Genomic DNA, 20,127 nt, shown 5'->3' with positions numbered 1-20,127 from the left:
GCCTTACGCGGGCAAGGCCAGCGCCGGCAGCGTCAGCGTCACGCGCAGGCCGCCCAGCGGCGACTGTTCGGCGCGCACCTCGCCGCCGTAGGTGCTGGCCAGGTCCCGCACGATATCCAGCCCCAGCCCCGAACCGGGGCGCTGTTCGTCCATGCGCACGCCGCGTTCGAAGACGCGTTCGCGCTCGCCTTCGGCAATGCCGGGGCCGTCGTCATCGATCTGGATCTGCAGGCGGTCGGGCGACGCGGCATGCGCGTGGATGCGCACCCGCCCCGCGGCCCACTTGCAGGCGTTGTCCAGCAGGTTGCCCACCATTTCCTGCAGGTCCTGCTCTTCGCCGCGAAAGATCAGGCCGTCGGCGAAATCGGTCATATCAAGGTCCAGTTCACGCGCGGCGTAAAGCCGGCGCATGACGCGCAGCAGCGCCTCGACCGGCGGCCGCAGCGGCGTGCGCCCGCCTTCGGCGCCCGACGCCGCGGCGGCCCGGGCGCGCGCCAGGTGGTAGTCGATCTGGCGCTGCGCCAGCGTGACCTGTTCGCGCGCCAGGCGGGCAAACGGCCCGTCTTCACGCGCAGCAGCATTGGCCAGGATCGTCAGCGGGGTCTTCACGGCGTGGGCCAGGTTGCCGGCCTGCGTGCGGGCCCGCTGCACGATGTCGGCGTTGACGGCCAGCACGCGGTTGAAGTCGTCGACCAGCGGCTGGATTTCGCTGGGATAGCGGCCGTCGATGCGCACGCTGTTGCCGCCCTGCTGCGCGGCCAGCTGGCGACGCAGCCGCCCCAGCGGCCGCAGCCCCACCGCCACCTGCACCACCGCCGCCGCCACCAGCCCGGCCGCCAGCGCGCCCAGCGACAGCAGCAGCATGTGATTGAAGCGTTCGATCGGCTCGGCCAGCACCTGGCGGTCGGCGGCGACGACCAGGCGCAGCGTGGCAGCGTCGGCGTCTTCGGGTTTGAGCGTGCGTGTCAGCGCGGTCAGGCCATGGCCTTCGGGGCCGGTGATGTCGTAGGCGCCGTCGGCGCTGTCAGCCGCGGGCAAGGCCAGCACCTGGTCCCAGAGCGAGCGCGAGCGGACCACGCCGGCGGCCGCCAGACGGCCCTGTTCGTCCAGCCGGTCGATCTGCCAGTACAGGCCGGACAGCGGCTGCTCCAGCCGCGGATCGCTCAGCGGCGGAGCCACCACGGGCCGCCCGTCGGGCGCGACGCTGACCGCGGCGGTCAGCTGGTTCAGGTGCAGCGCCAGTTCGGCCCGCAATTGCTCGGTGATGTGCTGGCGAAACAGGCTGCCCAGGCCCCAGCCGGCCAGCACGATGGTCAGCGCGATCCAGGCCAGCGTGCCGGCCAGCAGCCGCCAGCGCAGTGACCCGGGCGGGCGCGGCACGGTCATGCGCCGCTCGCCAGCCGATAACCCAGCCCGCGCACGGTTTCGATGGTGTCCGGCGGCAGCTTCTTGCGCAGGCGGCCGATGAAGACTTCGATGGTGTTGGAGTCGCGGTCGTGGTCCTGCGCGTAGATGTGTTCGGTGAGTTCGCTGCGCGAAATCACTTCGCCCGGCCGCTGCATCAGCACCGCCAGCACCTTGAATTCATGGCTGGTCAGGTTGAGCGCCTGGCCGTTCACCGTGACCTTGGCCTGGCGCGTGTCGAGCATCAGCGGGCCGCAGCGCCACTGCGCGCTGGCATGGCCGCTGTGGCGGCGCAGCAGCGCGCGCACGCGGGCAAGCAGCTCTTCCATGTGAAAAGGCTTGGTCAGGTAGTCATCCGCGCCCGCGTCGATGCCGGCGACCTTTTCGTGCCAGTTGGCACGCGCGGTCAGGATCAGCACCGGCATGCCGTGGCCGGCGGCGCGCCACTGCTTGAGCACGGTCAGCCCGTCCATCACGGGCAGGCCCAGGTCCAGCACCACCACGTCGTAGGTTTCGACCTCGCCCATGTAGTGGGCGGTGGCGCCGTCGGCCGCGGTGTCGACGGTGTAGCCGGCCTGGCGCAGGGCGTCGGACAACTGCGCGGCCAGGGTGGGTTCGTCTTCGACAACGAGCAGGCGCATCAGTGTTTGTTCCGGAACTGGATGTCGCGGCCCTTGATGCCCAGCACGGAGCCGTCACGCGCGTCGATCTTCAGCTTGACCAGGTTACCGCCGGGCTGCAGCAGCCGGATCTCGTACAGGTAGAGGCCGTCGTCTTCTTCGAATTCAACCTTCATGACCTGGCCGGGGTAATCGCGTTCGACGATATCGAGCACCGCGCGCAGCGGCATCACCTTGCCGGCCTGCAGAGCCTGGCGGGCCTGTTCGTGGTCGCTTTCGTCGGCGCGGCCGGGGCCGGGCCCGATGGCCAGCGCCGCGGCCAGCGCGCCGCCGGACAGCCAGAGAGCGATGCGCTTGCCTGCGGTCATGGGGAGTTCCGTGATGGGTGGCGTCCAGGATAACGCGGGACACCGGGGAAAAACAGAGTCGGCACTACGCCTTCGTTATAGCGAAACGAGGATGAACGGCAGGTGAACGGCGGCTTCAGAAACGGTTCATGGGCCGGCCCGAATAATGCATGCATGGCCGGCCTGTTGGCCATATTCCAACCCACAAGGAGCTATCACCATGACGACGACCCTCAAGCCTTCGATCCGCCACACCCTGGCCGCCTTCGCCCTGGGCGCCGCCACCCTGACCAGCGCCGCGGCCTTCGCCCAGGCCGCCCCGCAGCCGGCCGCGGCCCCCGCCGCCCCCGTTGCCACCCAGGCCGCCCCCGCGCAGATCCTGACCGTGCGCCAGATCTACGACAGCCTGACGGCCGCCGGCTACCGCAATATCACCGAGATCGAGCTGGAGCACCACCGCGCCTACGACGTCAAGGCCGATGACCCGCAAGGCCAGCGCGTGAAGCTGCGCGTGGATGCGCAGACCGGCGCCGTACTGCGCAGCCGCATCAAGGATTGATGCGCGCCACGGGGCCCGGCATGACACTGGAGCCCCTCATCGCCCTGGCGCAACGCCGCCAGGCATTGGGCAACGTCACGCTGCAGGTGCACGATGCCCGCCACCGCCTGACCGCCGCGGACCTGGCCCAAGGCGCCGTGCGCTGGCACCAGGAAGCGTTCGACATGCGCTAGCGCCTGTCGACACGGCAAGGAACCTCGCCCGGCAGGCTGAGTCGTATGATGAATGCCTGCGGGGCGTCCCCGCGCCTGGAGCCGCATCATGCGTATTCGAACCCTGTTGCCGGCGGCCCTGGCGGCCGTCAGCACGCTCGCCGCGTGCGGCGAGGTCGCCAAGCTGCCGGTCGAGGCCGGCATGGGGCCTCACCCTGAGCTGCCCGCCCCCAACACCACCCTGATCCCCACCGTCAACACCGCCAAGGCCGTGGGCTGGGCCGATGGCGCGCAGCCCACGCCGGCCAGCGGCCTGACAGTCACCGCCTATGCCCGCGACCTGGATCACCCGCGCTGGCTCTACGTGCTGCCCAATGGCGACGTGCTGGTGGCCGAAACCAATGCACCGCCCAAGCCGGACGAAGCGCCTGGCGGGCTGAAGAACTGGGCCGCCGGCATCGTCATGAAACGCGCTGGCGCGCGCACCGACAGCGCCAACCGCATCACGCTGCTGCGGGGCCTGGGGCTGGACGGCGCGGCGCAAAGCCGCAGCGTGTTGCTGGAAGGCCTGAATTCGCCGTTCGGCATGGCGCTGGTGGGCGACCAGCTGTACGTGGCGAACGCCGACGCCGTGCTGCGCTTTCCCTATCAGCCAGGCCAGACCCGCATCACCGCGCCCGGCGTCAAGGTGACCGACCTGCCCGCCGGCATCAACCACCACTGGACCAAGAACCTGATCGCCAGCCCCGACGGCAGAAAGCTGTATGCCTCGGTGGGCTCGAACAGCAACGTGGCCGAGAACGGCATGCAGATCGAAGAAGGCCGCGCCGCCATCTGGGAAATCGACGTGGCCAGCGGCGCCAAGCGCCTGTACGCCAGTGGTTTGCGCAACCCGGTGGGCATGGCCTGGGCGCCAGACGGCAAGACGCTCTGGACCGCGGTGAACGAACGCGACGAACTGGGCAGCGACCTGGTGCCCGACTACATGACCTCGGTGCAGGACGGCGGCTTCTATGGCTGGCCATACAGCTATTTCGGCCAGCACGTCGACACGCGGGTCAAGCCGCCGCGCCCGGACCTGGTGGCCAAGGCCATCGTGCCGGACTACGCGCTGGGGCCGCATACGGCATCGCTGGGCCTGGCGTGGTCGGGCGACGCCAAGCTGGCCCCGTTCACGCACGGCATGTTCGTGGGCCAGCACGGGTCCTGGAATCGCGATCCCCGCAGCGGCTACAAGGTCATCTACGTGCCCTTCACCGACAACCGCCCGGACGGCGCCGCACAGGACGTGCTGACCGGCTTCCTGGATGCCGCCGGGCAGGCCCAGGGGCGGCCGGTGGGCGTGGCGGTGGACCGCCAGGGCGGACTGCTGGTGGCCGACGACGTGGGCAACGTGATCTGGCGGGTCAGCGGCAAGCCCTAGGGCGCGTCGGGCGGGGATGGAATGGCGGTCCCACGTCACTATCAGACCGATTACCGGCCATTCGCTGCAGCTTGCTTGCGCTGCGTCAAACCCGGCGTAAGCGGCCGGGTTCGATCTGGCGTAGAGTGGAACGACAATAGCCGCAACGCCCGCCCGGATTGCCCGGCGGGCTTGCGGTCAACCCACTCGTCACCTGGAGGCATGTATATGCTGTTGAAGAATCTGTGCGCCGCGGCCGTCCTGGCCCTGGTTTCGGCCCCCGCGCTGGCCGCCGACTGCTCGGTCGAAATCGCCGGCACCGACCAGATGCAGTTCGACAAGAAGGAAATCACGGTCAGCAAGAGCTGCAAGGAATTCACCGTCAAGCTCACCCACCCCGGCAAGCTGCCCAAGACCGCCATGGGCCACAACTGGGTGCTGACCAAGCAGGCCGACATGCAAGGCGCCGTGAACGACGGCATGGCCGCGGGCCTGGACAACAACTACGTCAAGAAAGACGACGCCCGCGTCATCGCCCACACCAAGGTCATCGGCGGCGGCGAAACGGACTCGGTCACGTTCGACGTCAGCAAGCTGGCCGCCGGCCAGGACTACACGTATTTCTGCTCGTTCCCCGGCCACTTCGCGCTGATGAAGGGCGTGCTGAAACTGGTCGACTGATCGCCCCTGCCGGCCTTGCGGGATTGTCCGCAAGGCCGCCGTGCCCACCCCTACAATGGCCGTTTCCCGGACACCCTTGGAGACGAACACATGAGCACGGATAAAGTGGCAATCATCACCGCCGGCGGCAGCGGCATGGGCGCGGCGGCGGCGCGCAAACTGGCGGCCGACGGCTACCGCGTGGCCATCCTGTCGTCGTCCGGCAAGGGCGAAGCCCTGGCGGCCGAACTGGGCGGCCAGGGCGTGACCGGCTCGAACCGGTCCCCCGAAGACCTGGCCCGCCTGGTGGACACCACCGTGCAGAAATGGGGCCGCGTCGATGCCGTGGTCAACAGTGCAGGCCATGGCCCCAAGGGCCCGCTGCTTGAAATCAGCGACGACGACTGGCATCTGGGCATGGAGTTCTACCTGCTGAACGTGGTGCGCATCGCGCGCCTCGTGGCCCCCATCATGAAAAGCCAGAAGTCGGGCGCCATCGTCAACATTTCCACCTACGCCACTTTCGAACCCGAAGCGCTGTTCCCGACGTCGGGCGTGTTTCGCGCCGGTCTGGCGGCGTTCACCAAGGTGTTCTCGGACGAATACGCCGAACACAACGTGCGCATGAACAACGTGCTGCCCGGTTTCATCGACAGCCTGCCTGAAAAAGAAGACCGCCGCGTGCGTATCCCGATGGGCCGCTACGGCACCGCCGACGAAGTGGCGGACCTGATCGCCTTCCTGGCGTCCGACGCCTCGTCGTACATCACCGGGCAGAACATCCGCATCGACGGCGGCATCACCCGCTCGGTCTGAGGCGTCTCATTCGAACGCATTAATCCCCTCGTCCGAATGGTGGTATTGAAGCGCCTCCGGCGCTTCGGTACCGTAGGCTTTCGCATTCGAACCCGGGGCTTTCTGCATGCCTGCGCCGCCGTCCGAAGCGGCGTCTGGCGCCGCCTCTGTACCGACTTCGTCCGCCCGGCCCACGCCAGGCCAGGCCGCGCGCTTCCTGGCGCAGGCGACCTTCGGTCCGACGCCCGCCCAGATCGACGCCGTGGTGCGCGACGGCTACGCGGCCTGGCTGGACGCCCAGCTCGACCTGCCCCCCTCGCAAAGCCATTTCGACTGGCTGCTGCAGCAAGGCAAGAACACCGAGGCCTACAAGGGCAACGGCATCAATGCCCCGCTGGAATCCACCCTGTGGCGCAAGTTCATCAGCGCCGAAGACCAGGTGCGCACGCGGGTGGCCTTCGCGCTGTCCGAGATCTTCGTGGTGGGCGTGTCGGCCATTACCGCCAACTGGCCGCTGTTCGGCGCCGCGGGGTTCATGGACCTGCTGGCCGAGCATGCGCTGGGCAATTACCAGGCCTTGCTGACCGCCGTCACGCGCAACTTGTCGATGGGCTGCATGCTGACCTATCGCGGCAACCGCAAGGAGGACCCCAAGACCGGCCGCCATCCCGACGAGAACTATGCCCGCGAGGTGATGCAGCTGTTCAGCATCGGCCTGGTCGAGCTGAACCCGGACGGCACGGCCAGGCTGGCAAACGGCGCGCCCGTGGAAACCTACGGCAATGCCGACGTACAGGGCCTGGCCAAGGTCTTCACCGGCTGGGACCTGGACGGCCCCGAGACCGATGTGCAGTTTCACCGCCGGCCCATGGCGTTGAACGGCGCCCTGCATTCGCTGGCGGAAAAGCGCTTTCTGGGCGCGGTGATTCCGCCCGGCACCGACGGCTACCTGTCGCTGCGGCGGGCCATGGAAGTCATCAGCGCCCACCCCAATGTGGGTCCCTTCATCGGCACACAGCTGATCCAGCGGCTGGTCACCAGCAACCCCAGCCCCGCCTATGTCGGCCGGGTGACGGCGGCGTTCAATGACGACGGCCGGGGCGTGCGCGGCAACCTGCGGGCCGTGGTGCGCGCGATCTTGCTGGACGGCGAGGCCCGATACCCGGACCTGACCTCGCCCGAATGGGGCAAGGTGCGCGAGCCGATCGTGCGTTTCTCGGGCTGGGCGCGGGCGTTCGGCGCCACGTCCAACAACGGCGCCTGGGCCATGCCCGACACCACCGACAACACCATCCGCCTGGCGCAAAGCCCCATGCGTTCGGCCAGCGTGTTCAATTTCTTCCGGCCGCGCTACAGCCCGCCGGTGACCGAACTGGCGCGGCGCGGACGGGTGGCGCCGGAATTACAGATCACCGATGAAACCAGCATCGCGGGTTACCTGAATTTCCTGGCGATCTATGTCGACCGCGGCTGGGAAGACCTGCAAACGGATTACGCCGCCGAGATCGCGCTGGCCCGGGACCCGGCTGCGCTGGTGGCGCGGGTGGCGCTGCTGCTGGCGGGCGATGCGTTCAGCAGCGCCACCGCCACCGCCATCGCGCAGGCGGTGGCCACCCTGCCGCCCGAGCGGCCGCGCGACCGCGTGCGCGCCGCGATCATGCTGGTGGCGGCCAGCCCCGAATACCTGGTGCAGAAATGACGCGCGACCGCCTTGCATGCCGGGAGCCGAGATGACGCCCGATCGCCACGACCCTCTGGTGCTGCCATGAAGCCCGATCGCCGCGAATTCCTGCTGCGCGCCTGTGCCCTGGGCGCCAGCCATGCGGCCGCGCCGCTGGCGTTGAACCTGGCGGCGCTGGGCGCGGCTGCGGCGCAATCCGCGCCCGCCGACTACAAGGCGCTGGTGTGCGTATTCCTGTACGGCGGCAACGATCCGTTCAACACCCTGGTGCCCTTCGATGCCGCGGCCTATCGCGCCTATGCCGCGGCCCGCAGCGACATCGCCCTGCCGCGCCCCGCGCTGCAGGCCACGGCGTTGCGCGGCAAGGCGGCGCCCGACAACGGGGCGCAGTTCGCGCTGGCGCCGTCGCTGGCGCCGCTGGCCCCCTTGTTCGAACGCGGCGAGATGGCCGTGGTGCTCAACGTGGGACCGCTGGTCGTGCCCACGACCCAGGCCGACTACATCGGCGCACGCGTGCCGCTGCCGCCCAAGCTGTTTTCGCACAACGACCAGCAGTCGTACTGGCAGGCGCTGGCGCCGGAAGGCGCGTCGTCGGGCTGGGCCGGCCGCCTGACGGACCTGTATGCCAGCATCAACGCGCAGCGCAGCTTCACCGGCATCACGGCCGGCGGCAGCACCGTGCTGCTGGCGGGCCAGCATGTGGCCGGGTATCGGGTCGGCGTGAACGGCTCGACCCGCATCGACCTGCTGACACGCGATATGTACGGATCCAGCGCCTGCACCGCGCTCTTGCGCCAGTTGATCACCCAGCCGCGCGACCACCTGATGGAACGCGAGCTGTCGCGCATCGCCGCGCAATCGATCGATGCCGACACGCGCCTGCGCGCCGCGCTGTCAGGCGTGGCGGTGCCGGGCGACTTCGGCTCGCCGCTGGCGCAGCAGTTGAAGATCGTGGCCCGCATCATCGCCGCGCGCCAGGCGCTGGGCGCACGGCGCCAGGTGTTTTTCGTCTCGCAGAACGGCTACGACAACCACACCGGGCTGAACGACACCCACCCGGCCTTGCTGCGAGAACTGGGGCAGGCCCTGGCCGTGTTCCAGAATGCGCTGGCGACGCTGGGCGTGGCGCGGCAGGTCACCACCTTCACCGCATCGGAATTCGGCCGCACGCTGGGGTCCAACGGCAATGGCTCGGACCATGGCTGGGGCGCGCACCACCTGGTGCTGGGCGGCGCGGTGCGAGGCGGCCGCTACTATGGATCGCACCCCGAGATCGCACCGGATGGCCCCGGCTTCGTGGACAACGGCCGGCTGCTGCCGACGATGGCGGTGGAACAGCTGGGCGCGGCGCTAGGCGGCTGGTTCGGCGCGGGCCGCGACGACCTGAACCTGGTGTTTCCGAACCTGCGGCACTTCGATGCCGCCCCGCCCGCCTTGCTGGACGGGGCCGCCTAGCCGGACGCGGCGGGCGGCGATTGCCGTGCACGCCAACGCGGCGCGCCAGCAACGCGCGCCGCCAGGGATACCGCCCCCTTACAGCGCCGCGTGCATCGACGTGGCCAGGCGCTTCCACTTGACCGCCTCGTCCCGCACGAACGCGGCCAATTCGCCCGGCGTGCTGGTGCGGACCTCTGCCCCCTGCTCGTCGATCTTGCGGGCCACGGCCGGGTCGTGCAGCGCGCCGTTCAGCGCCGTATTCAGTCTGGCCACCACGTCGGCATTGGCGTTGGCCGGGGCGAACACCGCGTACCACTGCGCCACGTCCACGCCTTTGACCCCCAGCTCGGCCAGCGTGGGCATGTCGGGCAACACCTTGGCGCGGCGCGCGCCGGCCACGCCCAGCGCGACGATCTTGCCGGACTTCAGGTGCGGATAGGCGCTGAACAGGCTGGGGAACATCACCTGCGTCACGCCGGCCAGCGTGTCGGTCATGGCAGGCGCGGAGCCCTTGTAGGGAATCTCCAGCATGGCCGCGCCGGTGGCGCGATTGAACAGTTCGCCCGCCACCGCCGGCGCCGTGCCGGGGCCCGCGGAAGCGAAGCTCAGGCCGTCGGGATGCGCCTGGCCATACTTGATCAGTCCGGCCACGTCGTGCACGCCGATGCCGCTGTTCACCACCATCAGCGTGGGCGAATCGGCCACCATGCCGATGGCAGTGAAATCGCGCACCGGGTCGTAGTTGAGTTTTTGCAGCGCGGGGTTGATGCCGTGCGTGCCGATGTAGCCCAGCATCAGCGTGTAGCCGTCGGCCGGCTGGCGCGCCACGTAGTCGGCGGCGATGGCGCCCTGCGCGCCGGGCTTGTTGACCACGATGACGGTCTGGCCCAGCAGTTCGCCCATCTTCTGGCCGATCACGCGGGCCAGGGTGTCGTTGCCGCCGCCCGCGGCGGTGGGCACCACCATGGTGATGGCGCGGTCGGGAAATTGCGCCTGGACGGCCTGGCCGCCCAGGGCCAGGCACAGCGCGGCGGCGCCAAGAATGCTGCTGCGGGTGGGAAATGCCATGTCGAGTCTCCTGATGATTTTGGGAACGGTCTCTGTGGACCGTTGAATCGCTTGCGGGCACCGGGCCGGCGCCTGCCTGGTTCAAGGCGGGCCGCTCGACCAAGCGGCCCGGATGCTGTTGTCGGTGTAGCCGATACGGACGCTAGGCGGCTACCGCCATCGGTGCGGCGCGCAACGGCTGCGCCACGCGCGCTTGCGGCGCCACCTGGGGCAGGTAAAGCACTCCTTTCATGATCTTGCGGGCCGTGCGCACCAGCCCGGCAGCGGCGACCTCGCCCGTGCGCTCGTCCAGCCTCACGTCGATATCCATGCCGCCGGACGGATGCACAATGCGCACGCTGCGATAGCCCGGCTGCGGCGCGGCGCCGCCGCAATCGTGTGCCACCGTGCCCGGCATCAGGAAGGCGGCGGCCACGCCCACCGCGCCGGTCGCGGCATGCGCCCGGTGGCAGGCATGTGGCGTGAAATAGCGCGAGCGCAGCGACAGCCCGGCGGCCTCGTCGCCCGGCGCCAGCAGCACCGGCTTGGGGATGACGCTGTCCGTCACGTCGCCCAGCCCCATGCGCGCGCCGGCTTCGCGGCGGATGCGTTCCAGGCGCGCCAGCAAGGCGGCATTGGCGTCCAGCTCGGCGGGCGATTCATCGCCACGCAAGCCGAAGTCGGCCGCACGCAGCAGCACCATCGGCATCGCGGCATCGATCAGCGTCACCGCTATGCCGTCCACGATGTCCTGGCGCTGGCCGGTGGGGAACAGGCGGCCGGTGAGCGCGCCCCAGGCATCCAGGAAGTTCAGCCGCACCGGCGCGGCCGCGCCCGGCACGCCGTCGATGCGGGCGTCGCCCTCGTAGGTCAGGCGCCCGCCCGGGGTCTGCACCACCGCTTCGATGACGGCGCCCGTGTTCACGTTGTGCACCCGCACCGAGGTCTCGCCATCGGCCGCGGCGATCAGGCCTTCGTCGATGGCAAACGGCGCGGCGCCGGACAGCATGTTGCCGCAGTTGGGCCGGGTATCGACGCTGGCGCGGTCCACCGACACCTGGGCGAACAGGTAGTCGATATCGCAGCCCGGCCGGCGGGACCGCGACACGATCGCGACCTTGCTGGTCAGCGAGTTGCCGCCACCCAGCCCGTCGACCTGCAAGGCGTGGGGCGAGCCCATGGCGGCCAGCAGCACGCGGTCGCGCTCGGCCGGGTCGGCGGGCAGCCAGTCGGCCAGGAAGAAGGGACCGCGGGAGGTGCCGCCGCGCATCAGTACGCAAGGGATGATCGTTTCCATGCGGTGCATTCTGCGACGGTGCGGCTATTATTTGAATTGCAACTTACGGATGGATTAATGCATGGCACGCATCAATTTCGATTTGCAGGAATTGCAGGCCTTCGTGGCCGTGGCCGAGCGCGCCAGTTTTCGCGCCGCCGCCGAAGACCTGAACCTGTCGCAACCCGCGCTGAGCCGCCGCATCGAAAAACTGGAAGACCTGCTGGGCGCCCGCCTGCTCGAACGCACCACCCGCCGCGTGTCGCTCACGCACGTGGGCCGCATCTTCCTGGAACGCGCCCGCGGCGCCATCGACGAACTGGAACGCGCCGTGCTCAGCATCGGCGACCTGGCTGCACAGCGCGGCGGGCTGGTCACCGTGGCCTGCGTGCCGTCGGTGGCCTATTACTTCCTGCCCGCCATCATCCACGACTACGCCGAACGCTTTCCGCGCATCCGCGTGCGCATCATCGACGAAACCGCGCACACCGTGCTCAACAGCGTCGTCACCGGCCGCGCCGACTTCGGCATCAGTTTCTTCGGCACCCAGGAACCCGACGTGGACTTCAAGGCCGTGCTGCGCGAAGACTTCGTGCTGGCCGTGCGCCGCGACCACCCGCTGGCCGCCCGCCGCAGCGTGTCCTGGGAAGAACTGTCCGGCGAACGCTTCATGACGGTGGCCAAGGAAAGCGGCAACCGCCTTTTGATCGACGACGCCCTGGCCAAGAGCGGCAAGCGCACCGTCAGCGCCTTCGAGGTCAGCCACGTCATGACGCTGCTGGGCCTGGTCGAGGCCGGCCTGGGCGTGGCCGCCGTGCCCCAGCTGGCCATGCCGCCGGCCGGCCACGCCACCCTGGCCGGCGTCAAACTGGAACATCCGCGCGTCACCCGCAGCCTGGGACTCATCTCGCGCCGCGGCCGCCCCCTGGCGCCGGCGGCCCAACAGCTCTATAACCTGATCCACCAGGCCGGCAAAAGCGCCAAGCGTGGTCCGTCCAAGCAACCCGAAACCGCCCCATGAGCCCCCATTCCCTGGCCTTGCAGCCCGCCACCGAAGACGACCTGCCCTTCCTGCTGTCGCTGCGCCGCGCCACCATGACCGAACACCTGGCCCGCGCCGGCGCCCCGCAGGACGACGAACACCACCTGGCTCGCATCCGCTACGGCTTTGACGGCGCCCAGATCGTCTGGCTGCACGGCCGCCCCGCGGGCCTGTTCAAGACCCTGCGCGACCCCGACGGCTGGCGCGTCGTGCAGATCCAGATCGACCCGGCCTACCAGGGCCAGGGCCTGGGCCGGCGCCTCTTGACCGGCCTCTTGCGCCAGGCCGACCAGGAAGGCGCCGCCGTCACCCTGTCCGTCTTGCAGGGCAACCCCGCCCGCCGGCTCTACGAGTCGCTGGGCTTTCGCGCCGTCGAGGAGGTCGGCCAGGAAACCGAAATGCGTTACGAACCCGGTCCGCCACCGGCGGCCCCCTGAGCCCTCGCGGAAATATTTTTGCGCCGGGTGGAATATCGCCGCCCCGGCCGGCGTCTGTAGAGGGCAGTCCCCCACTTTCCTATCTACGCGAGGCACGACATGCGCAATCAAATCGCCGCAGCCCTGGTTCTCACCTCTGCCGCCCTGTTCTCGGCCGGCGCCCACGCCCAGGCCGTCAAGACCCAGGACGGCGTCCTGGTCAACAGCGCCGGCATGACCCTGTACACCTTCGACAAAGATGCCGGCGGCAAGAGCGCCTGCAACGACCAGTGTGCCAAGATCTGGCCCCCGGTCACCGCCGCCGCCGACGCCAAGGCCTCGGGCGACCTGACCGTCATCACCCGCGACGACGGTTCCAAGCAATGGGCCTACAAGGGCAAGCCCGTCTACCTGTACGCCAAGGACGCCAAGCCCGGCGACAAGACCGGCGACAACTTCAAGGACGTCTGGCACGTCATCAAGCCCTGATCCGGACGCCCAAGCCCATCCGCCTCAGACCATGCGCGCCGAAGACGAAGCATCGATCCTGGCCTGCATCCCCAGCCTGCGGCGTTACGCCCGCGGGCTGACGGGCGACCCGCACCGGGCCGACGACCTGGTGCAGGACACCCTGGAGCGCGCCTGGAGCCGCTATTCGCGCTGGCAACGGCGCGGCGAACTGCGGGCCTGGATGTTCGGCATCATGCATAACCATTTCATCGACGGCGTGCGCGCCCACCACCGGCAAGCCGGCGAGGCCAGCACCAGCGACCTGCCCGACGTGCCGGTGCGCGCCACCCAAACCGATCACCTGGAGGTGCGCGACCTGGATCGCTGCCTGCAAGGCCTGCCCGCCGAACAGCGCGAAGTGCTGCTGCTCGTCTGCGTCGAAGACCTGTCCTATCAGGAAACCGCCCACGTCCTGGGCGTGCCCATCGGCACCGTCATGTCGCGCCTGTCGCGTGCCCGCGAACGGCTCGGCGCCCTGATGCAAGGCCAGGAACCCGCCGGCCGGCTCCATCGCGTGAAATGACATGAACGACAAACGCCTCCACCCCGTCCCCGCCGCCGGCCCCCCCATTACCGAAGCCGACCTGCACGGCTACGCCGACGGCCAGCTGCCCCCCGGCCGCCACGCCGAAGTCGACGCCTATCTCGCCGCCCACCCGCAGGACCTCGCCCGCGTCCACGCCTGGCAAGCCCAACGCCGCGCCCTGCACGCCCTGCTCGACCCCGTTCTGGACGAGCCCCTGCCCCTGCGCCTGCCCCTCGCGCCGCCCGCCCGCCACCTGCCCTGGCGCGCCCTGGCCGCCGGCATCGCCATCGCCGCCATCAGCGCCAGCGTCGCCTGGCTCACCCGCGGCGCCCTGGACGCCCGCCACCTGCAATCCGTCCTGGCCACCGCCAGCCCCGACCACGCCGCCGGCGGCTACGCCCAACGCGCCGCCATCGCCCACGCCGTCTACGCCCCCGACATGGGCCGCCCGGTGGAAGTCAGCGGCGACAACGAAAAAGCCCTGGTCACCTGGCTCACCAAACGCCTGGGCGCCCCCGTGCGCGCCCCCAACTTGTCCCACGCCGGCTACGACCTCGTCGGCGGCCGCCTGCTACCCGGCGGCACCGGCCCCGTCGCCCTCTTCATGTACGGCGCCCCGGACGGCCAACGCCTGACCCTCTACGTCACCCGGGAAGCCACGGGCGGCCAGACTGCCTTCCAATTCACCCAGGAAGGCCCCGTCCGCGTCTTCTACTGGGCCGAAGGCCAATTCGGCTACGCCCTGTCAGGCGCGGTCAGCCGAGACGAACTGCAAAGAATCTCGCAAGAGGTCTACAACCAGCTGCAAGGCTAGCGCGCGTCATGAACATGGCCGGGGAACGGCTATCGCAAGGGTATGGAAGCAGCCTCAACACAAGCCCTGATCGCGATACTCACCCGGTGCACCCAGCACGGCGCAGAACTTGCGACTTTCGCCGGAATAGGCGTGGGTAGCGTGAATGGTCAGCGTGGCGCCGGCCAACCCCACCTGCTTCGGATTGCAAGACCAGAAGGTGCTGGAGACTTCGTCGTACGGCACCCTGGCGACGAGGCGCGTCGGTTGCCCGGCCTGCTTCTTTCCGGATGTCGTACTGGCCAGCCACTCGATCCAGACACGGCAGCTCACATGCTCGAAACCCACGTTCTCCAGGATCACCCGGTAGGAACCCTGCCCATCGACGGAACGCCAACTTCCGCCACTCAGCGTCCCCAGGACCTCCGCTTGATCCGCGTCACTATCCGCCACGCAGGGCACCGCCACCAGGAACGAAAGGCTTAGCGACGCTGCTGCAAGAATTTTCATGGTTCGGATTACCTGCCGAGAATCGGCGTGAAGGAGTGATGAACGGCTAGGCGGCACTGTACCCGCCCCCCGGCATTTGATGTCAATCCGAACACCGGCAAGACCAAGCATGTCGTGGCTTCGGCATAAGGACAGCCTGAGCATGCCAAATACGACGAAGTGCAGCCCGGCCCGTTCATAACACGCTCCAGGCAAAAGCGCGAGACCCAACCAACGCGCGCAGCGTCCACCGCCCCTACGCCCCACCGCCGCGTACGCTGCAGAAGGCCGCCCGCGCGGCCGATTGCAGCGGGCCCCGCACCCCCACCGCCCCACTCCACCGCTGAGCAACACGCCAGCAAACGCTGCCCCTGTCACCGCGCCCCAAGGTGCGAGCGCTGGGCAGCGGCGGCCGGCCGGGAGCGGGGCGTGTAGATGCGCCCGACGGAATCTGAAGGCAGTCGCCGAAGGCGACAACGAAGATGAGGAAGGGGGAGTCCGGAGCGAAGGCTCCGGACCGCAATCGTAGCCCCGCTCCCGGCCGGCCGCCGCTGCCCAGCGCGTCTAAAGAACCCCAATCGCTGCAAAAAAATCACCCCCGAGCCTCATAGAGCATATGCAACGTAATCTTCCGCACTTCCGCCTTGCTCATCTCGATATGCCCCCGCAACATCCTCCCCGCCGCCTCCGCCCGACGCGCTAAAACCGCCCGCAAAATCGCCCCATGCTCCTCATAGGTCGCATCCACCCGAAACTCCTTCGTGAAATCCAGTCGCCGAACGATCCGGATCTTCTCCGTCACCTCCCGATGGATCAACGCCATCTCCGGATTCCCCGCCGCCGCCACAAGAGAACAATGAAACGCCTCATCCAGCTCAGCCACTAGCCGCCCATCCAGAATCCGCTGCGCGGGCGGCACCAGCCACACGTCAGTCAGCGCCCCCAGCATCCCGCTCTCGTCCATGTGCTCCCGCGCACACAGCCGTTCCACCGCCGCCAGTTCCAGCACCACCCGCACATCGTAAAGCGCCTCGAACCGCTCGAAATCGAACGGCCGCACCTGCCAGCCGCTGCGCGGACTCGGCAGCACGAAGCCTTCCCGCTCCAGCCGCGCCAGCCCCAGCCGCACCGGCGTGCGGCTCACCCCCAGCCGCAACGCCAGTTCCGCCTCCGTGAAACGATCCCCCGGCAGCAGCTGGAAATCGAACAGCTCGTCCTTGATGCGCTGGTACACCTGGTCCGCCAGCGACCCCGCCAACGTCGGCGCCTGCCGCAGCGCCGGACTGATCCGCACCGATTCGCCCGCCATGGTCAGGTCACGGGGCACGTGGCGTCTTCCGCCAGCACGATCAGCGGGTCGCCCGCGTTCACCGGCTTGCCCGGCACGCAGCGGATGGCCGCCACCGTGCCTGATGCTGGCGCGATCACCGACAGTTCCATCTTCATCGCCTCGACCACCACCAGCGTATCGCCCGCCGACACGCTCTGGCCCACCTGCACCGGAATCTTCCAGATATTGCCGCACATGTCCGCGCTGACCAGCCGCTCGCCCTCACGCAGCGCCGTCTCCGGTTCTGGTTCGGCTTGCACCGGCGCCGCCGCCACGTCCTCGGTCTTCCACAGCGCCACCTCGGCATCGAACGCCGTCTTCTGGCGCGCCTGGAACACTGCGATGCTGTCCGCCTGCGCGGCCAGGAAACGCTGGTGCGCCGCGAAATCGAACATCTCTTCCTCGATCCGCACCGCCGCCCGGCCCTCGCGGAAATCCTCGCGCAGCGTATCCAGCTCGGCCTCGCTTACCGGGTAGAACCGCACCTGGTCGAAAAAGCGCAGCAGCCAGGGCTTGCCGTCCTGGAACACCGGGTTCTTCAGGAACTTGTTCCAGATCGGCAGCGTGCGGCCCACCAACTGATAGCCCCCCGGCGAATCCATCCCGTAGATGCACATGTACACCCCGCCGATGCCCACCGTGCCTTCTGCCGTGAACGTGCGGGCCGGGTTGTACTTCGACGTCAGCAGCCGGTGGCGCGGATCGATCGGCACCGCGCACGGCGCCCCCAGGTACACGTCGCCCAGCCCCATGATCAAGTAGCTCGCGTCGAACACGATGCGCCGCACGTCCTCGCGGCTGGCCAGCCCGTTGATGCGCTGGATGAAATCCACATTGTTCGGCAGCCACGGCGCGCTAGCGCGCACCGTCTCCTGGTAGCGCTGCACCGCGCCCAGCGTCGCCGAATCCTCGAACGCCATTGGCAGGTACACCACCCGCGTCGGCACCTTCAGCGTCGCCACGTCCGCCAGCCCGGCCTCTATCTCAAGCAGCCGCGCAATCAGCGCGTCTTGCCGGATCACCCGGCTGTCGTAGCGGATCTGCAGCGAGCGCACGCCCGGCGACAGTTCCTGCACGCCATCGATCGGCTGCGCCGCCAGCGCTTCCATCAGCAGATGGATACGCATGCGCAGCGCCAGGTCCAGCACGTTGTCGCCGTATTCCAGCAGCAGATAGCCGTCGCCCGCCTGGCGGTACGACACCGACGGACGCGCGCCCTCGGCCGGCAGGGCTGCCACGATGGTTTCCGAGGCCGTCCGCGGCACCGGGGCTGGCGTCGTGGCCTGCGGTGTCACATGGCCCAGCGCCTCTACGCTCTGATCCTGCGCGACTTCCCGCGCCACTGCGTCGGCGTAATCGATGCGCACGAAGCGGATGCGGTCGCCCGGCTTGACCTGGCCGACCTTCCACAGTTCGGCGCGAGCGATCGTGACCGGGCAGACGAAGCCGCCCAGGCTGGGGCCGTCGCGCGTCAGGATCACGGGGCTGTCGCCCGTGAAGTTGATGCTGCCGATGGCGTATTCGCAATCGTGGATATTGGACGGATGCAGACCGGCTTCGCCGCCATTCTCGCGCGCCCAGGTGGGCTTGGGCCCAGTCAGGCGCACGCCCAGCCGGTTCGAGTTGTAGTGCACTTCCCAATCGGCGGCGAAGAATTCGTCGATGGCTTCAGGCCGGAAGAAATCCGGCGCGCCGTGCGGACCGTACAGCACGCCGATTTCCCAGGTGTTGCCATAGGTGGGGATCAATTCCGGCGCCGCCGCCTGCGGCGCGGCCACGGGCGGCGCGGCGTTGGCCGCCGGCAACCCGGGTTGCACCACGGGCAGCATGTCGCCCACCCGCAGCGTGCGGCCGGCGTGGCCGCCGAACTGGCCCAGCGCAAAGGTCGAGCGGCTGCCCAGGTACACCGGCACGTCCAGCCCGTTGCGCACCGCCAGGTAGCTGCGGCAGCCGGACACGGCCCGCCCCGTCGCCAGCACCTGGCCCGAACGCACCGTCACCGGCCGCCACATCGGCACCGGTTCGCCGTCCAGCGTGGCGGCGCATTCGGCGCCGGTCAGCGCGATCAGGGCATCGCCATGAAAGCGCAACGTCGGGCCGACCAGCGTGGCCTCGATGCCGGCGGCGTCCGGCGCGTTGCCGACGATGCGGTTGGCCAGGCGAAACGCGTAGTCGTCCATCGGACCCGACGGCGGCACGCCGATATTCCAGTAGCCGGTACGGCCCGGGTAGTCCTGCACGCTGGTGTAGGTGCCGGCTTCCAGCACTTCGATGGCGGCCGGCCGGTAGGCAAAGCTGTCCAGGAAACGGGTCGACAATTGCGCCGCGCGAAAGCGCGCATCCGCCACGATCTGGCGCAGGTAGTCCAGGTTGGTGGCGATGCCGTGCAGGCGCGTGCGGGCCAGCGCGTCGGCCAGCTTGTCCAGCGCCGCTTCGCGCGTGTCGGCGTGCACGATCAGCTTGGCCAGCATCGGGTCGTAGAACGCCGGCACCTCAGTGCCCGTCGCCACCCAGCCGTCCAGGCGCACGCCGTCCGGGAAATACACGTCGGTCAACACGCCGGGCGACGGCTGGAACTGGCGCAGCGGGTCTTCGGCGTAGAGGCGCACCTCGATGGCCGCGCCCTGCGGCGCACGCGTCATGGCGTCGAAATCCAGCGGCTCGCCCGCCGCCACGCGCAGCATGCATTCCACCAGGTCCAGCCCCGTCACCGCTTCGGTCACCGGGTGTTCGACCTGCAGGCGCGTATTGACCTCCAGGAAATAGAAACTGTCGCGCGCCGGGTCGTAGATGAATTCCACCGTGCCCGCCGATCGGTAGCCCACCGATGTGCCCAGCTTTACTGCGGCGTCCAGCAAGGCCGCGCGCGTCGCGGCCGGCAGCAGCGGCGCCGGGGTTTCCTCGATCACTTTCTGGTTGCGCCGCTGCACCGAGCAGTCGCGTTCGCCCAGCGCCACGACGCGGCCCGCGCCGTCGCCGAAGATCTGCACTTCAACGTGGCGCGCGTTGTCCACGTAGCGCTCGATGAAGGCGCCGCCGTCACGAAAGAAGTGTTCGCCCATGCGTTGCACGCTGTCGAACGCCACCGTCAATTCGGCCTCGTTCTCGCAGCGCGACAAGCCGATGCCGCCGCCGCCCGCGGTGCTCTTGAGCATCACCGGGTAGCCGATGCGCTCGGCCTGCGACAGCGCTTCGCCCAGGCTGGCCAGCAAGCCCGTGCCCGGCGTCATCGGCACGCCTGCGTCGGCCGCCAGCTCGCGGGAACGGTGCTTCAGGCCGAACTCGCGGATCTGCAGCGGCGTCGGGCCCACGAACGCAATGCCCGCCGCTTCGCAGGCCTCGGCGAATTCGGCGCTCTCCGACAGAAAGCCGTAGCCGGGGTAGATGGCCTGCGCGCCGTGCGCACGGGCCGCGTCCAGCAGCAGGTCCATGCGCAGGTAGCTGTCGGCGGCCTTCTCGCCGCCCAGCGCCACGGCCACGTCGGCCTCTTTGACATGGGCCGCGTTGCGGTCGGGATCGGAATACACGGCAACGCTGCGGATGCCCAGGCGTTTCAGGGTACGAATGGCGCGGACGGCGATTTCTCCGCGATTGGCGATCAGGACGGTATCGAACACGGGGCAGCTCCCAGGGGCGGTCTT

General features: G+C 69.1%; 20 protein-coding genes. 12 read left to right on the top strand and 8 right to left on the bottom strand.

All coding sequences use genetic code 11. From position 1 onward, the window contains the following. Window positions 1-3: 3 nt before the first annotated feature. The 3 genes from AC3WMR_RS16285 to AC3WMR_RS16275 are packed head-to-tail and all read right to left on the bottom strand — an operon-like array spanning window position 4 to window position 2,392. Window positions 4-1,386, bottom strand: a complete 1,383-nt coding sequence (locus tag AC3WMR_RS16285) for a sensor histidine kinase (RefSeq protein ID WP_492264175.1) — start codon at window positions 1,384-1,386, stop codon at window positions 4-6. Then, complete coding sequence (locus AC3WMR_RS16280; RefSeq protein ID WP_492264176.1) at window positions 1,383-2,045, bottom strand: response regulator transcription factor; 663 nt, start codon at window positions 2,043-2,045, stop codon at window positions 1,383-1,385. Before AC3WMR_RS16280 ends, AC3WMR_RS16285 begins: the two co-directional genes overlap by 4 nt. Next, window positions 2,045-2,392, bottom strand: a complete 348-nt coding sequence (locus AC3WMR_RS16275) for a PepSY domain-containing protein (RefSeq protein WP_492264177.1) — start codon at window positions 2,390-2,392, stop codon at window positions 2,045-2,047. The genes AC3WMR_RS16280 and AC3WMR_RS16275 overlap by 1 nt, the downstream gene beginning before the upstream one ends. Window positions 2,393-2,591: 199 nt before the next feature. Here AC3WMR_RS16275 and AC3WMR_RS16270 point away from each other — a divergent pair, with 199 nt between their 5' ends. The 7 genes from AC3WMR_RS16270 to AC3WMR_RS16240 all read left to right on the top strand — a co-directional run bounded on the left by AC3WMR_RS16270 (window position 2,592) and on the right by AC3WMR_RS16240 (window position 9,075). Then, window positions 2,592-2,930, top strand: coding sequence for a PepSY domain-containing protein (locus tag AC3WMR_RS16270; protein ID WP_492264178.1), 339 nt, complete (start codon window positions 2,592-2,594; stop codon window positions 2,928-2,930). 20 nt (window positions 2,931-2,950) lie between these two features. Beyond that, the gene (locus AC3WMR_RS16265; protein ID WP_492264179.1) at window positions 2,951-3,103 is read left to right on the top strand and encodes a hypothetical protein; all 153 of its coding nucleotides are present in this window, start codon (window positions 2,951-2,953) and stop codon (window positions 3,101-3,103) included. Between the two features lie 88 nt (window positions 3,104-3,191). After that, entirely contained in the window at window positions 3,192-4,505 is a 1,314-nt protein-coding gene (locus AC3WMR_RS16260; RefSeq protein ID WP_492264180.1) for a PQQ-dependent sugar dehydrogenase, read from the top strand. A gap of 207 nt (window positions 4,506-4,712) precedes the next feature. After that, window positions 4,713-5,165 (top strand): azurin, encoded by a 453-nt coding sequence (azu, locus tag AC3WMR_RS16255; protein WP_042884797.1) that lies wholly within the window; start codon window positions 4,713-4,715, stop codon window positions 5,163-5,165. Window positions 5,166-5,255: 90 nt separating this feature from the next. Then, complete coding sequence (locus AC3WMR_RS16250) at window positions 5,256-5,960, top strand: SDR family oxidoreductase (RefSeq protein ID WP_492264181.1); 705 nt, start codon at window positions 5,256-5,258, stop codon at window positions 5,958-5,960. Window positions 5,961-6,066: 106 nt separating this feature from the next. Beyond that, window positions 6,067-7,638, top strand: a complete 1,572-nt coding sequence (locus AC3WMR_RS16245; protein ID WP_492264182.1) for a DUF1800 domain-containing protein — start codon at window positions 6,067-6,069, stop codon at window positions 7,636-7,638. Window positions 7,639-7,704: 66 nt separating this feature from the next. Further along, window positions 7,705-9,075: a DUF1501 domain-containing protein gene (locus AC3WMR_RS16240; protein WP_492264183.1), complete on the top strand. Its 1,371-nt coding sequence runs from the start codon at window positions 7,705-7,707 to the stop codon at window positions 9,073-9,075. Between the two features lie 78 nt (window positions 9,076-9,153). Here AC3WMR_RS16240 and AC3WMR_RS16235 read toward each other — a convergent pair whose 3' ends face one another. Continuing rightward, window positions 9,154-10,125 (bottom strand): tripartite tricarboxylate transporter substrate binding protein, encoded by a 972-nt coding sequence (locus AC3WMR_RS16235; RefSeq protein ID WP_492264184.1) that lies wholly within the window; start codon window positions 10,123-10,125, stop codon window positions 9,154-9,156. Window positions 10,126-10,267: 142 nt separating this feature from the next. After that, complete coding sequence (locus tag AC3WMR_RS16230) at window positions 10,268-11,401, bottom strand: 4-oxalomesaconate tautomerase (RefSeq protein ID WP_492264185.1); 1,134 nt, start codon at window positions 11,399-11,401, stop codon at window positions 10,268-10,270. 61 nt (window positions 11,402-11,462) lie between these two features. Between AC3WMR_RS16230 and AC3WMR_RS16225 the strand changes: the two genes are divergently transcribed. The 5 genes from AC3WMR_RS16225 to AC3WMR_RS16205 all read left to right on the top strand — a co-directional run bounded on the left by AC3WMR_RS16225 (window position 11,463) and on the right by AC3WMR_RS16205 (window position 14,688). Further along, window positions 11,463-12,401, top strand: a complete 939-nt coding sequence (locus AC3WMR_RS16225) for a LysR family transcriptional regulator (RefSeq protein ID WP_025137265.1) — start codon at window positions 11,463-11,465, stop codon at window positions 12,399-12,401. Next, entirely contained in the window at window positions 12,398-12,859 is a 462-nt protein-coding gene (locus AC3WMR_RS16220) for a GNAT family N-acetyltransferase (protein ID WP_492264186.1), read from the top strand. The genes AC3WMR_RS16225 and AC3WMR_RS16220 overlap by 4 nt, the downstream gene beginning before the upstream one ends. A 99-nt stretch (window positions 12,860-12,958) precedes the next feature. After that, window positions 12,959-13,327: a COG4315 family predicted lipoprotein gene (locus AC3WMR_RS16215; protein ID WP_025137263.1), complete on the top strand. Its 369-nt coding sequence runs from the start codon at window positions 12,959-12,961 to the stop codon at window positions 13,325-13,327. A gap of 31 nt (window positions 13,328-13,358) precedes the next feature. Next, complete coding sequence (locus AC3WMR_RS16210; protein WP_025137262.1) at window positions 13,359-13,871, top strand: RNA polymerase sigma factor; 513 nt, start codon at window positions 13,359-13,361, stop codon at window positions 13,869-13,871. A gap of 1 nt (window position 13,872) precedes the next feature. Then, window positions 13,873-14,688: an anti-sigma factor family protein gene (locus AC3WMR_RS16205; protein ID WP_492264187.1), complete on the top strand. Its 816-nt coding sequence runs from the start codon at window positions 13,873-13,875 to the stop codon at window positions 14,686-14,688. 54 nt (window positions 14,689-14,742) lie between these two features. Here AC3WMR_RS16205 and AC3WMR_RS16200 read toward each other — a convergent pair whose 3' ends face one another. From AC3WMR_RS16200 to uca, 3 genes are all read right to left on the bottom strand, one after another. After that, entirely contained in the window at window positions 14,743-15,177 is a 435-nt protein-coding gene (locus tag AC3WMR_RS16200) for a hypothetical protein (protein WP_492264188.1), read from the bottom strand. 571 nt (window positions 15,178-15,748) lie between these two features. After that, window positions 15,749-16,465 carry a GntR family transcriptional regulator gene (locus tag AC3WMR_RS16195; protein ID WP_492264232.1) on the bottom strand — a complete coding sequence of 239 codons (717 nt, stop codon included), beginning with the start codon at window positions 16,463-16,465 and terminating at the stop codon, window positions 15,749-15,751. A gap of 2 nt (window positions 16,466-16,467) precedes the next feature. Next, window positions 16,468-20,103 (bottom strand): urea carboxylase, encoded by a 3,636-nt coding sequence (uca, locus tag AC3WMR_RS16190; protein ID WP_492264189.1) that lies wholly within the window; start codon window positions 20,101-20,103, stop codon window positions 16,468-16,470. Between the last annotated feature and the right edge of the window lie 24 nt (window positions 20,104-20,127).

Source organism: Achromobacter sp. FW305-C-28 (assembly GCF_058783235.1).
The sequence above is the reverse complement of the archived record's forward strand: the minus strand, read 5'-3'. Positions and strand labels throughout refer to the sequence as shown.